This is a genomic window from Flavobacterium pisciphilum (assembly GCF_020905345.1).
Taxonomy (GTDB): Bacteria; Bacteroidota; Bacteroidia; order Flavobacteriales; family Flavobacteriaceae; genus Flavobacterium; species Flavobacterium pisciphilum.
This window is the reverse complement of the sequence record NZ_JAJJMO010000001.1, coordinates 5,281,957-5,296,652: the sequence shown is the minus strand read 5'-3', so window position 1 is coordinate 5,296,652 and position 14,696 is coordinate 5,281,957. Positions and strand designations below refer to the sequence as shown.

Below are 14,696 nucleotides of genomic sequence, written 5' to 3'. Positions count from 1 at the left end.
TCAAAATACTTTAGAATTGCCTTATTTTAAAGCAAGACTTAGCAAAAGTTTCCAAAAACAAATTATATTATTAAACCATAAAAACCTCTAAAGCCATTTGATTTTAGAGGTTTTTTTATTCTTATTTTTCTGTTTTGTATGCTTAAATAGTATTTTAAAAAACAGTAACTTATTTATCTTCAGAATAACAAGGTTCATTTTTATTAAAAATACAATGCGGAAAGCGAACATCTACTGAATCTTTTAAAGTATATGTTTTCGTACTGTCTATTGATCCATTTTTATTATAATATTTCCATTCTCCGAACTTAAAGTTATTTTTAACCTCACCTTCTTCTTTTAAAATTTCTTTTGAATAAGCCTGAGTCTTCCCATTCCATTGACTATAATAATATTTCTTTAAATTACCCGCTCCATTTATAAGAGTACTATTGTAATTTAAAAATCTAAAAACGGTTTCATTTTGGCTATATCGAATACCATACATACTAGGATATGGATTATTAGCTATAATAATATTTTGACTTACAGGCAGACCTTTTATAATACCAACATTATAAAAAACCCCATTAGAAGCTCCAAAATATATTTCAAGACTATCAACTATTTTTTTATTGAAAAAAAGAAAACCATTTTTAATGGAATATTCTTTTCTTATGGTTAAAATATTTTTAGCATTATTCAAATTATAATAGCTTTGTTTCCCATCATAATAACTATTCGATCGCCAATAATCTTTTTCTTTGAAAGAAATATTGCTATCACCGCCACAAGCTTGTTTACTCTGCACAGGTGTTACTACTTTCGCAATTGGTTTATTAGGTTTTTTAATTTGAGCATTACAACTATAAAAACAAACTAAACCGACTATTAAAAAAAAGTTTTTCATTTTAATATTTTATTTGTTTGTTATTACTTGTTAGCATATAGCCATGACCATCTAAAGTTATTGGTGGAGAAATACAATCATAAATATAATATAGCATAAAAGCAGAAATGATTATTCCAATTTTACAATTATGTGGCAACAAGTTGCCTTACATGATTAATATATTATTTTAAAAAACAGTAAATTATTTATTTTCAGAACAACAAGGTTCTTTTTTATTAAAAATACAATGCGGAAAACGAACATCTACTGAATCTTTTAAAGTATATGTTTTCGTACTGTCTTTTGATCCATTTTTATTATAATTTTTCCATTCTCCGAACTTAAAGTTATTTTTAACCTCACCTTCAGATTTCAAAATGGGCTTCGTTATAACTCCAGTACTCTTTTCATTTTTAGGATAATAATAATCTATATAATGGCCATTTCCTTTTAAAAACTCATTTTTCACTTCAGATATCCTATTTATATTCCCCTCTTTGTCATAATAGTAACTTTTCCCTGATGGGATAGGATCATTATTAATTTGAATCTCATGACTTTCTACAAGTCCGTTATTTATATATATAAATTGAATGGTTGTTTCATCTTGAAATACTAATCTCATTCTTTTAATGACTCCATTTTTACAAGCTAATTTTCCTGATTTCAATAAAAAATCTTCTTTAAACTGCTTTATCGAATTGTATCCTGAGAGGCTTATACTAGAAAATTTATATTCTTCAAAATTATCACAGGTATCAAGTTTATATTCCTTTCTATAAATAAGTTTACCATTATCCCATTTTTCTTTTTTTGTGACCTTCCCATTCTTGTTATAATACGCCCAAATTCCTTGGTATTTTCCCTCCAAAAATTCTCCCTCTGCATATGTATATGCAATTAAACTTTGATTATCCCCTATTCTTGAATAATGCCCTAAAAGTTTTATTTTTCCATCAATAACATTGCAATTATTATCAATTTCCCAACAATACAAATTGTCTCCATTTTGTTTTAACTCTCCTAAGTTCAATATAAGAGACCCTTTTTTATTAGGTAAAACATTTTTTATTTTATCTGTTTTATCTTTACCTGGTTTTGGTGGTTTCTCAAATTTTTGCTGTGCAAAAGAATTAAGAAAAAATAAAAAGTAAAAAATTAAACTAATTGATGTTTTCATACTATTATTTGTTTTCGTTTATAGAGCCATAATATGATCTCACATCATTTTGCATAATCTTCCATTGCCATTGAGTATAAATATTTGTTTTAGACGAATAATCCATAATGTTTAAGGTCGATTTTTCTTTAAATTTATATTTATTATTTTTATATACATCTAAATTTTCTCGTTGTTTTTTTAATGTCTTATCAATATCTACATTATAATTTTCACTCTTCTTAATATACTCATCTATTTTTTCATTTATTTTAGCTGTATTGGCGTTTTCTTTCTCTAAATAGTCTATTCTTTCTTGAGCTGCTTTTTTATATGGATAATCAGGTTTTGCTTTTTCTGTCTTCCATTTTTTTATCTCTTCATTTCTTGTCTTTATTATATCACTATTAGTTTTTTTTGCCTTTTTGTTTTTCTCTATAGTCTCATTATTTGACTTCTTAGCCTCTTCATTAGATTTTATACTATTCTTTAATCCATCTAATTCTGGCTTATACTCAATATCTCTCCAGAAAAAGTGTTCCAACCCTAAAGCATGTGCAATCTCATGAGCATAAGTAGCTTTGTTTTTGAGATTGGATGCAAAAACAATTGCTTCTCTAAAATTCACAGGTTGTGTTCTACTTACTCCCCCTTCGTGATCATTAGAATCTTTATTGATGTTACTAATAAATAATAAAATACCTCTAAATTTTTTTCCATCTGTCTCAAAAGTATTTTTATACTCTCTTAAAAATTTATCCAGAATATGTTCTTGCTTAGCATTTTTTTGTTCCTGTCCATCATCATCTATATAAGATACTTTTCCTCCAGCTGGGTCTTTTCTGTTGGTAAAATAATTTCCTGCCTTATTATAGAATGTTCCATCCCAAGATGTTTCATCAAAAGCTATACGATATTTATTGTCAATTTCTACTGTGGTCTTTATTAAAGCTTGATTAAGTGAATTTTTATTTAAATAATCTTCAATTTTATTAGTTTTGAAGTCGGATATTAGCTGTGAAATTTCAGCTTCTTTATTAGGTGTATCCTTTACGACACAAACTAACCTAACAGGTAAATCAAAAACCTTGGCATTTTCTACTGCAATAATTTTTCCAACTTGATTTTTGTTTTTATCTGTTGGTATAATATCCACTTGTTTAGACGGTTGTACACATTTTACAGTAATTTCTTTTGGTTTCCCATCTGGGTTATATTTAATATTTTCATTTTTTTGACCATCTATTGTAACTTCATAAAAATCATTTTTCACAAAAGAAACTTCCCCTTTAGTTATATCTTCTCCCACCTTAAGAGGCTTACAAATCATATTTAATTTGATCTCTTGATTAATTTGTAATAGACTTAACCAGTATCCATAATAATGTAGATTTAATGGTGTTTTTTTATAATCTTTTTTAATTTTATCTTTAACACTTGGAACAGTAGCCACAGATACATATTCTAATTTTGAATCATCAAAAACATATTCTAAATTACTAATATCATCTGTTTGAATCTTTAAAATATTATCAGAATCATCGCATATTAACCAATCAAAACCAAATTCACCATCATATGTAGGCAATAACTCAAATTCCACAATTAAATCGACATCAACTTTTTCAATATCAGGCACTGGCGCTCCTGTGGCATCAATTTTTTCAATTACGTTGCGTTGTGCGCTATCTGTAATTTCAACTGGAATACCTCCATATTCACATTTTATAGTACTTTTTAGAAGTAAAGGAAACTCGTCCTGAAAATATACGGTTCCCACATCTTTCCAATCTGCAAGTTTCATTACTGAGGCACAAGGACTGGCACTCTGAGGGCTTTTTTTGCAATTGCCTTTGAAGATTACACTCTTTTTGTCTTTTTCAACTACGGTAGCTGTCCGCTTATCTTGTGTGCTCGGAGTATCATAATTTACTTTTAAATCACCTTCTGGAACAATACATAAATCACATTTAAGTTTGGCTCCATCAATTACAAATTTTAATCCATCCTCAGCATCTTCTTTTTCCTCACGTTCTTTTCGTTTTAAAGTATTATCTGGTTTTGCCATTAAAGTGATGTTTTATTAATGTTATACAAAATGGTCGATTCTTCTTTTTCTATTTCTAATGTTGCCAATTCTATTTGATTTTCCCTATATTCAATAGTACCATCATATTTTATAAAATCGCTATCTTCATTATTCTCAACGGGTATTCCAGTTATTAGATAAGCATCAAATTTTTCATCTTTTGGATATAAACTTTCTGTTATCAAAGTATTTCCACAATCTATTATTTTTCTTTTTTGCTCGATAGGATACGTTTTTCTATGAAAACTCAAAAAATACAAACCAAACATTTTATTATCTGAGAAAAAGGAAATTAACTTTTGTTCCTCTTTTAATAAACTTGTAATATTTTGCATAAACGATTCTGCAACAAAACCTACATTATCAATAGCTAATTTGGCACGTATGATTTCCCATCGTTTACCGAGTTCTTCTAAATTTAATATTTTGATAATTTTACCATACTTATTAATTTCTAACTCAATTTCATCAAATGCAGATCCTATTTTTTTAAGAAAAAAAACATTTTCTATAGATACATTACTTGTGATTTCAATCTCAGAAAGAAACAACTGAAACAACATATCATTCCCATTGAGTTTGTATCTAGTAATAGTAATCTTCCTTATATAATTTATTTTTTTTATCTTTTTAGGATTCGAAAAATCTGTTGTTATAGTTTCAAATGTAAAATCATTTATTTTATCAAGCTCTGGGAGAATAATTTGGTAATCTAAATAATTCATACTTAATATATTTGTCTTTTTCTACCTTCGTTGGGTTGCATACCAAACCAGTCTCTAGTCGAGGACCAATGCAAATATTCATTTCTTAATTTCCTCAACATTTTTTGTGGTGAATAAACAACAACTTCGTCTAATTCAACAACTATTTCGAGCTCTTCTGTTGCAACTTCTTGTGGTATTTTAAGAGTGCCGAAATCTATTTTAGGCTGATATTGCTCTACCCTCAAATTATCAGTTACTTTTTTTAGACCTTCCATTTCATAGGTCTTATATTTTAACTTTTCCTCTATATTTTTTAATTCTGTTTCTAATTTCTGTTTTTCTATTCTATCTTTTATTTTCTTCTCAATCTCTTCATCACTAATAAAATCCCATTCTTTAATTTGATTGGTTTCATCAAAAGCATAATCTGTTAAATGATTTTTTACAGTTATTAAAAAATCATCCAACGGAAATTTTAAACTCGATTCATCTACAAAATTCTTTTTCATTTCGGTCCCTCTAGCATAGGTCTCCATAAAGTGTAAAAAGATATAGCTGTACTCCTTTTTCAATCCCTTATATCCCTCATGAATTCCAGTTAATTTTCTATCACGAGTTCCAGTTAATTTATAATAAGGAAGTAAACTCACCCACTGCCTTTTTATTTTTATTTGATCCTCCTTATACCAATATTGTCTTATCAAATCGTTCCTAAGGGCACTTAATCCTGGTAGACTACTAGGAAGAAGCCCAGCTAGAAAAGAAAAAGTACCCTGTTCATCTTTTAGACTGGTTCCTATTTCATCTATAGTCTCTTCTTCTGTCATATATGCTCCTCCAATATCGCAATGGACTCCAGGAAAATTTTTTTCAATATATTTTCCTGAAATTTGATTGATTCGGGTGAGTGCGAAATTTTCACGATGCTCATCTTTTGCTGTAAAATGAACTACTTTTTGACTGTATAAATTGTTAAGCAGGGGCTTATTTATATCATCAATGTCTTTTTCCTTCGTTAAATCATTAAGATGTAAGTCTTTTATATCATCCTCAAAATCTGATTGGCCAAATTTAAATAGCTTGAAATCTTCATCTTTTAGCTTTCCATAATCATCATAATGATCTCGAACACCTCCTACCTCAAAGTAAGACGAAACAGTATCGTAAATCCCTACAAACCGTACAATTATCTCTATATCTTTTAAATCATTAAATTCAAGCTTAGTTTTTTTAAGCAAGCTATACCCCAAATGACCCATTTTAGGCAATTGCTCATCCATTAAATAACTACTATCGATTTCGTAATTATCAACATCAACAAAAGCGGTACGCATATTTTGGATGCGCACTCTACCCGATTCAGAATTTGGAGATTCACGATATTCTACCCCATCAGGAATCTCTTTTTGTACGGCTTTTCCATAACCTGAGTCTAGGTTTACCTCATAAACCAAATTTCTTGCTGTGGCAGCTCCACGACTAAATCCAAAAACATCTAGCGTAATTTGGGTTAACGCTTTCTGAGATTTTTTTTCCTGTTCTTTCTTTTCTATTACTTCAAATATTTTATCTGCTATTTGTTCACAAGCATTGCGGACTCTGGCACGTATCCCAGTTTGTCCGGATCCAAAAGCAAAACCATCTTGGCTGTCTCGCATTAAGTTATCAGTACCCATTCCTGGTACATAAATAGCGTATTTTTTTTGCTCACAACATGTCCACATTCGTGCTACATTGGTATAGTCGTTACTGTAACTGTTGTCAGTACCCATGCGATCCAAACCAAACTCATTTAAGGCTACTCTGTGTGAGGCAACAAGATATTTTTCTTTTTCATCAATAGCTTTAAACTCGATTTCCTCGGCAGGGGTTTTGTCTTTCTTAGAAAGAAGCTCTTCTATCCGTTTTTTATTCTTTATATTTTTATAGTGATCATTATCCTCGTCTTCCAATTCCTTGTTGCCTTTAGAATAATCTATTTTATCAGTTTTTTTATCTGTACGACTATGCTCAGTACGCCTATCAGTATTGTTCTTATTGTTTAAGGTACCGTCTATAAATATCCCAAAAGTAAGTTGTAATTCATCCTCTTTTATGTCATCCTTACTTGTTCCCGTATTGTATACAAATGTTTTTCCCATAACAATTATTCTTTTTTATACTCTCTAGTAACCATTCTTGATTCAAAAACCTCTACTTTAATTTTCTTTAATGGAATAGCATTAATACCATTTTTTAATGTTACTGATGAATAAGCACTACCAGGGTTAATTTTGATTTCTAAATCAATTTTTGTCTCAGGATTTTTCTGATGCAATTCCTTGAATGCTGCAAAAATCTCTTTTTCATCAAAATCAATTCCACCTCCATAACCTTGTCCCTTCTTGTCCCAATAACCAATAACAAAACCTTTAGGCACTGCTCTTTCTTGATACTCATTATTAATAAATACCTCATCTAATAAAGTCTCACTTTCTCCATTAAACATATATATTCCTAGTTCATCTTGTACTTTTCCTTCTCTCACAAATACAAATGTAGGTCGCCAGTTGTATTTTATACGGTAACTGTCCCAAAGTCCGTACGGAATGGGTTTATTTTTATTGGCTTCCTGAACCTCTGGTGCTATAATCATAGGGTTTTTTAAAGTACGTGCCCTATCTTCAGGATCAAACAACAGACGTTCGTGGCTGTCCAACCTAGCTATCTCTTTTTCAGATATCGTAGTTTTACTTCCCTGATAACGCCCTATTTCTACTTGTCTTCCCCCTCCTTGCAACCATACCACCACTACGCCACCAGGAGCAAACCCTACTGTGATATGAGTATAAGTAATCATTACTTTCCCTCTTTTTCTAACACTACTCTGAAACCCTTCGTTAAACAGCTTGACCATTTTGGGATAATCAAGTTCTGTATTTATTTGATACATAACGTCTTCTACATAAGAGTACCAAATACAATTAAGGCTTTGAGGTATAGGTTTTACTCCCTGGCTCATCCCTGAGGAATTTTCTCCCCAATATCCAACACCTGTCGTAGTTCCAAAACCAAAGATACTAGTACTACTATTAGGTTCTTCCGTAACTCCATTTGATACTTTTGGTCCTTCGAGCCAGCCTCTATATACTTGTATCGGGTATCCCAACGGGCAACTCAAGCCCTCTTGCCATTTAAAATTTGTCTCCATAGTAGTAAGAGTGTCTTGCATAGTAAGCGTATTAGCTAATTTATTAGTTTCTTTTTTTTCTTGACAAGAGCTTGTTAAGCCACTTATCACCAAGAGCAGTAGTAAATTAAGAGTTGTTTTCTTCATGTTTTTATTGTTTACACGTACTAACAAATTATCTTTCGTTTAATTATCTAATATTTACTAAGATATCACATAAGTTCATTTGTGTCAATTAATAATTTTATAATGCGAATATTCTTTATTTAATTTTGGATCATCTATTTTATAACTACTATAAAACAGAAAAAAAGTAGCTATAATAAGGACAAAAAGAATTATCAAATGAAAGATATTAGACTTACGCAAATCCTTTTTTTCAACTTCAATTTCATAGAAAAATAATGCCAAACCAACTCCTATTACAACACTACAAATGGCTATAAAAGGAATGATTTTTACAAAATAATACCTCAATAGTTGTACATACTCTACCATACTCCCAATAGGCTCTAAATAACTAGCATTATAAAAAAACAAAGAAATCAATACAAAACTGAAAAATATCAACAATGTTATAAAAATGAAACTTGAATATATATATTCATATTTTATCATATAAATTAAGATTCTAATAATGATAAAATACAAAAGACTTATTCCTAAAAAAATTACACCCACCAAAATAACAGCTATGAAAGAAATATAGTTACCTTCCATAAAATATTGATACGTAATCCATGAAATTACAAGTGAAATTATTAGGGCTGTAAAATTTGCATAATCCTTTTTGGTATCCATGTACGACTATTTCTAAAAGCTAAATCTATTTTTACTTTTTATCCCTTATTAACTTTCGCATCAATAGCTCCTAGTACTTTTGAAATTCCTGAACTTTTTATCAAAATATCGCCTCCAATAGCTTTGTGAGTAGTTGTAGCAGTAGTTTTCTTTAAATCACCATTTATCGTTACTGTTTTATCTGCTGCAACTTTTTGCTCATACATATGAGTAATAAGTTTATAAAGTTCGGTTGTGTTTACTGTATTGTTTTTATTTACTTTTAAGTCATTATTCCCATCAATGGTTGTTCTTTTGTTACCACTTACAGCTACCGTCATGTCTTTTCCAACCGTAATATCTAGATTATCTCCTACATTTATGGTCATGTTTTTAGGAGCGTTTACAGTAATATTACCTTCACCATCCATATAGATACTATTCTCAGATGGGTCTTTGATTAAGATACTTCTCTGTTTATCATCAAAAGTAATCGTACAGCCACTACGTGTGAAAAAACTTTTGATATGATTGTCTAGCTTACCACCTTCTCCGGTTTTTCCATTAAATATACTTCCAATCACATAGGGTCTGTTAGGATCATTGTATCGGAAACTTACCATGACATGATCACCCACCTCAGGTATAGTAACCCAACCACGGTTTTTATTTACAACATCACTCATTCCAGCATTAGGAGTCAATACATATAACCACGGAGTACGAGATTGTTGTTTTTTCTGCCATAATAATTGTACACGAACCCTTCCATTTCCACTTGGATCATCATTGGCTACAATCACAGCTCTTTGTTCTTGCGCCATTGGCATGGCTACTTCAGGTTCTGGTATTTTTTTTATTTTAGCAGGAAGTGCTTTAAAACTATTTTCATATTCCCCAATATCTGAAGCTAGGTGCTGAATTTCAGTAATTATATAAGTTCCTATTTCATTAGAATCATAATGAACTTTAGTACTATCTAGTCCTTTTCGATGAACTTCTGATTTATCTTGTATTTGTTGTGATTCAATATTAATGATAGAACCTATTCGAAGCTTAGGGTTTCCACTTATTGCTGTAATATAATTACCATCAGCAGCAGCACTTTCTTGTTTCTTCTTTAAGATAGTTTCAAAATAGACATCATCACCAGTACTAAATTCACCAAATTCATAAGAAGAAGTTTTATATATTTTTTTTGAAGCCTCAAATGCATTTTTTCCTAATTTTGGTAGTCCCTCTACAATATCATCATCCGTTTTGGCTTGATATAATTGATCATTATTTTCATTGTAGGTAAATCCACTATACTGATTAGGCCTTGCTTGTACAGCTATGCTTAAATTGTATAAATCTTTGTTATAAATCAATTTTATAGGTGAACTTGCTGTTTGGGGTTTTCCCAAAAATAATTTTTCTCCATCATAAAATAACCATTCATTATATTGTTTTGCCAATCGCTGAATATATCTAAAATCTGATTCTAGATATTGTGTTTGGTATTCTATTTTAGAAGTAAATTCAGGTTCTATTTCAAATTGCAATTGCTCACCTGCTGCAGTTTGTATCACATCACGTACCATATCTTTTAAATTAAAATCTTCCCAAGAGTTTAACTTTTGGCCTGATTCTAATAAAATAGTTTTGGAATATCCTGAAATAACTATTTGACTACCTACATGTCCTAATTCTTGTTGGTAACGCACGTTTGTTATAATCCCTAAAAAATTATTTGCAGCGCTTAGTCTAATGTGTAGTACTTTTCCAAGACATTCTTGTGCACTTTCCATTGTATATGCTCTAGAACGTTCTATTACTGAATGCGGAATGCTGATAGTAAACTCGTGGTGAGTATTGATGGTTTGTTTTAAATCTATTTTAGTAAAATGAGAGATTTCTTTACCATCGATACCAAGAATTATTTTAGGAATGACCATAATATGACTAGTTTTAAGTTTATTTTTTTAACTTAAAAATGTATAGTCTAAAGTTCTTCTTTCTAAAGTTCTTTATGCTGAATTCAATTTTAAGCTAAAAGATATCATGTTCTGAAAATAGAAGTGATATTATTGAATGTTTTTTTGAAAAAAAATGTAAATAAAAAAACAAGAAGCGGCATAATACCGCTTCTTACTTATCAATAAGGGAAAATTAAATTTTAGCCCAATTGTTATCTAATGTTGCATTTCCTAATGTGATTTTTTCTGCTGAGAAAGTGATCTCAGTTACCATTGGAGTTTCTGCTAAAGCATCTAATTGCTCACTGAAGAATACAATAAAAGCATTTTCAAAAGAAAGTTCTTTCATTACTTGCTCAGAATCAGCTTTAAAATACTTTACTTTTCCGCTTACTGGCTTGTGCTGACTGTTTACTGCTTGCTCAATAACTGTAGTGTTGTCTGTAGATTTTACTCTTAAGTTTAATCTACCTCCTTTAATCTCAGATGAAACAGCTCCTTTACCATCAGTATGTCTTAACATATCTACTTTTGAGAATAATACTTGGTACTCGTTTCCTTCGAATTCTAAAATTGCTTTAAATGCCATAATAAAAATAATTAAGTTGTTAAAAATTGTTTTTTTAGAATTCCCTTTTATTGTTTGACTAGTATAAACAAAAAAGGGATATTCCAACTGATTTTAGAATACCCCTTTTTTGCACTATAAAGTGCTTTTTTGATTTGCTTCTTGTAGGAAGGTGAAGGAGATTCGCAATCAATTATGTACGAATATACAACTACATTTTTTATATCCAAATTATTTTATAGATTTTTTTTCAAAAAAAATAACAGAATATGCCCTACAAAAAACACAATAACACATAAAAAGGTAGTATTTACTTGATATTCCAAAGGTTTTTTTAAACTATTTATAGTCAAATAACTATCTAAAAAAAATACATTTATTTTTATCTATTTGCTCTTACATTCAAAAAAAATAAAATTTTAAATGCAGAATAAAGAAACTTATTTTTTCCTGTTTATTTAACAAAACCACTTTCTTACTAAAAGCAACTATTTTGAACCTCAGAAACAGGAATAAATAAACATTTTTTTGTACTAGCAATCTTTTGTCATAAATTTGCACCTTGCCATAAGTGGCAAAGCATTGAATATTGTAAGTTTTTCAGATTAAATTATATTAGAAGTAGTAAAAATCAAAACTCTACTTCATTATTAGGTTCAGCATCAATTGTATCGACTAATTTTTTTCTTATAGAGGGGATTTAAGATCAAGTTAAAAAAAGAAAAAAGTGAAAAAGGAAGAAACAAGCTGGACGATTTGCCAAGAATGTCAAGGTCGCGGTAAAAAAAGTCGAGGACTCAGCAAAAAAGCACGACTCAACTACCAAATAGCTTTAGATCAATTTGAGAAAACAAAAAAAGAAGGAACAGCACCAGTTCTACCTAAAGGCCATCTCTATCCCTGTGCAAGCTGTTCTGGATCAGGATTACTTCATGCAAACAACCATCCTATAGCAGATAAAGAGAACTACCCACATGTTGCTATTATTGGTGGTGGTATTGGTGGAGTTGCTCTAGCTATAGCTTGTTTGCACCGTCAGATTCCTTTTACCCTTTATGAACGTGACAACAACTTCGAGGCACGGTCTCAGGGCTACGGACTCACTTTGCAACAAGCCAGTAAAGCAATCGAGGGATTAGGCATTCACTCATTAGAAGAAGGAGTTGTTTCAACAAAACATATAGTTCATACTACAGAAGGAAAAGTAATTGGGGAATGGGGAATCAGAAAGTGGATGCAGTTAGATGCAAAAACACCACCTAAACGTTCAAATATCCATATTGCGAGACAATCTTTGCGCTTAGCTCTACTCAAACAGCTTGGCGGACACGATGCAGTCCAATGGGGACATCAGTTAATCGATTTTAAGGAATCGGAAAACGAAGGTGTTGAACTAAACTTTCAAGTAAACGGAGAAATAAAGAGCTTCAAAGCAGACCTTGTAGTTGGAGCTGATGGTATTCGAAGCTCAGTACGAAAATTACTAATTGGGGAGGATGTCACACCTTTACGTTATCTAGGTTGCATTGTAATATTAGGTATTTGTTCATTAAAGTCTCTTGAAAACATTAATAGCCCCCTATTGGACTCTGCTACTGTATTTCAAACCGCCAATGGGAATGAGCGAATTTATATGATGCCTTATACATCCGAATCAGTAATGTGGCAACTTAGCTTTCCAATGTCAGAAGAAGAAGCTAAAACATTAAGTATACAAGGAACTCAAGCACTCAAAGAAGAAGCTTGTCGTAGAACGCAGTGGCATGAACCGATTCCGCAGATTTTAGCAGCAACTCCAGAAACTCAAATCTCAGGTTATCCTGTGTATGACCGAGAATTACTTAGTACAAAGTTGTTAGAAAAAGCAGGACAAGTAACCCTAATTGGAGATGCAGCTCATCCTATGAGTCCGTTTAAAGGACAGGGAGCAAATCAAGCACTGTTAGATGCACTCATGCTAGCTCGAGGAATCGCAAAAGGATGTAAAACAGCTTCTGAATGGAGAAAATCTGGGATAAGAAAAAATGTATTAACTGAATTTGAAACAGAAATGCTAGAACGCAGTGCTATCAAAGTAAAAGATTCAGCAAAAGCTGCAGAGTTCCTTCATTCTGAAATTGTGCTTCATGAAGGTGATGCGCCAAGAGGACGCTGCATGAAGAAAAAAGATGCCTAAGCTATTCTCTTTTTAATTAAAATGAAATTACCTCTACCCCTAATTAGAATCATTAATACAAAAACATTACCTGCCCATTTACCTATTATTTCTCGCCATAAACGATAAGAGAACTTCCATCTATTATTACATTTCCAACTGGAAATTTTTCATGTACCAATCTGTAAACTTCTTTCTTTATTTTTTGTTTCATAGCATCGTCAGCTTTGCTAAGCGCTCCAACAAAAGGAGCCGCAATTTCAGTCATCATTGCCCAATAAACATCAGCAGTTCCACATTTTAATTTACCTATCACTTCTTTTTCAGAAGTATTTTTAAAACCTGCTTGTTTAAAAATATCCATCATTAAACCACTTTTCGCACAGCGAAACATCCCTGGTGCTCCAAACGGAAGAGCAGGTAGCTGCATATTTCTATTGATAGTATCTCCAATTGCAGTTATCCAAAAATTTTTATCAGGGCCACTCCAAACAGCAATTGCTATCTTACCACCGGGTTTTAAAACTCGCAACATTTCTTTGGCAGCTAAAAGCATATCAGGGAAAAACATAAAACCCATTCGGCAGCTTATTGAGTCAAATGTATTCTCAGCAAAAGGAAGTTCACTTACATCGCAAGCATGAAATTCAACATTTGTTATTCTTTTTTTAGAAGCATTTTCACGAGCAATATTAAGCATATCGTCAGCGAGGTCAGTAATAATAACTTTCCCTCCTGTAAGCATAGATGCAATACTCAAACCAGGTTCACCAGTACCTGCTGCAACATCTAAAATCATTTCTGAACCTTTTGGTTTCAATAAAATAATAATCTCATTAGCAAATGGCTGCATAAAATCTCGAATTTCAGAATCCCATTTCTTCCAACCAGAAGAAAATTTATTCCAAGATGCTTTTTGCTGTTCACTAATTTCTTGAAATTGTTTTTCCATTTTGTTCATTTTTAATTTGTTATCAAATGAAAGGTTATCTTTAATTTAACCTAGTTAACAAAGCAGTATCGTAACCTTACAAGCACTTGGTAAGTACCTATTAAAGAACATTTTACACTCTATTAAAGATACGCATTTTATGAAAACAAAATACACATAATCAGCATTCTACTAACCTACTCTACAAATTATGGAAAAATATATAAATAAAAAACCATCTCAATAATTTGAGATGGTTTCCTTTTTTTAATAATAATAAGTATAGGTTTTGAATTCCACACTTGTATA

The 14,696-nt window shown here is 31.1% G+C and carries 11 protein-coding genes; 1 reads left to right on the top strand and 10 read right to left on the bottom strand.

The features are described 5' to 3' along the window. Positions 1-169 precede the first annotated feature (169 nt). The 9 genes from LNQ49_RS22650 to tssD form a co-directional block, all read right to left on the bottom strand. Positions 170-889 (bottom strand): hypothetical protein, encoded by a 720-nt coding sequence (locus LNQ49_RS22650; RefSeq protein WP_229991209.1) that lies wholly within the window; start codon positions 887-889, stop codon positions 170-172. Between the two features lie 184 nt (positions 890-1,073). Beyond that, positions 1,074-2,051 (bottom strand): hypothetical protein, encoded by a 978-nt coding sequence (locus tag LNQ49_RS22645; RefSeq protein WP_229991208.1) that lies wholly within the window; start codon positions 2,049-2,051, stop codon positions 1,074-1,076. A 4-nt stretch (positions 2,052-2,055) separates the two neighbouring features. Further along, on the bottom strand, positions 2,056-4,098 hold the full coding sequence (locus LNQ49_RS22640; protein ID WP_229991207.1) for a PAAR-like protein: 2,043 nt from the start codon (positions 4,096-4,098) through the stop codon (positions 2,056-2,058). Further along, the gene (locus LNQ49_RS22635) at positions 4,098-4,844 is read right to left on the bottom strand and encodes a hypothetical protein (RefSeq protein ID WP_229991206.1); all 747 of its coding nucleotides are present in this window, start codon (positions 4,842-4,844) and stop codon (positions 4,098-4,100) included. Before LNQ49_RS22635 ends, LNQ49_RS22640 begins: the two co-directional genes overlap by 1 nt. A gap of 2 nt (positions 4,845-4,846) precedes the next feature. After that, positions 4,847-6,967: a phospholipase effector Tle1 domain-containing protein gene (locus tag LNQ49_RS22630; protein ID WP_229991205.1), complete on the bottom strand. Its 2,121-nt coding sequence runs from the start codon at positions 6,965-6,967 to the stop codon at positions 4,847-4,849. Between the two features lie 5 nt (positions 6,968-6,972). Beyond that, positions 6,973-8,142 (bottom strand): DUF2931 family protein, encoded by a 1,170-nt coding sequence (locus tag LNQ49_RS22625; RefSeq protein WP_229991204.1) that lies wholly within the window; start codon positions 8,140-8,142, stop codon positions 6,973-6,975. 84 nt (positions 8,143-8,226) lie between these two features. Then, positions 8,227-8,796 (bottom strand): hypothetical protein, encoded by a 570-nt coding sequence (locus LNQ49_RS22620; RefSeq protein ID WP_229991203.1) that lies wholly within the window; start codon positions 8,794-8,796, stop codon positions 8,227-8,229. Positions 8,797-8,834: 38 nt separating this feature from the next. Then, positions 8,835-10,712 carry a type VI secretion system Vgr family protein gene (locus tag LNQ49_RS22615; protein WP_229991202.1) on the bottom strand — a complete coding sequence of 626 codons (1,878 nt, stop codon included), beginning with the start codon at positions 10,710-10,712 and terminating at the stop codon, positions 8,835-8,837. 214 nt (positions 10,713-10,926) lie between these two features. Then, positions 10,927-11,322, bottom strand: a complete 396-nt coding sequence (gene tssD / locus LNQ49_RS22610) for a type VI secretion system tube protein TssD (protein ID WP_229991201.1) — start codon at positions 11,320-11,322, stop codon at positions 10,927-10,929. A gap of 706 nt (positions 11,323-12,028) precedes the next feature. Here tssD and LNQ49_RS22605 point away from each other — a divergent pair. Then, positions 12,029-13,477, top strand: a complete 1,449-nt coding sequence (locus LNQ49_RS22605; RefSeq protein WP_229991200.1) for an FAD-dependent oxidoreductase — start codon at positions 12,029-12,031, stop codon at positions 13,475-13,477. 85 nt (positions 13,478-13,562) lie between these two features. Here LNQ49_RS22605 and LNQ49_RS22600 read toward each other — a convergent pair whose 3' ends face one another. Further along, positions 13,563-14,408, bottom strand: a complete 846-nt coding sequence (locus LNQ49_RS22600) for a class I SAM-dependent methyltransferase (RefSeq protein ID WP_229991199.1) — start codon at positions 14,406-14,408, stop codon at positions 13,563-13,565. Positions 14,409-14,696 lie beyond the last annotated feature (288 nt).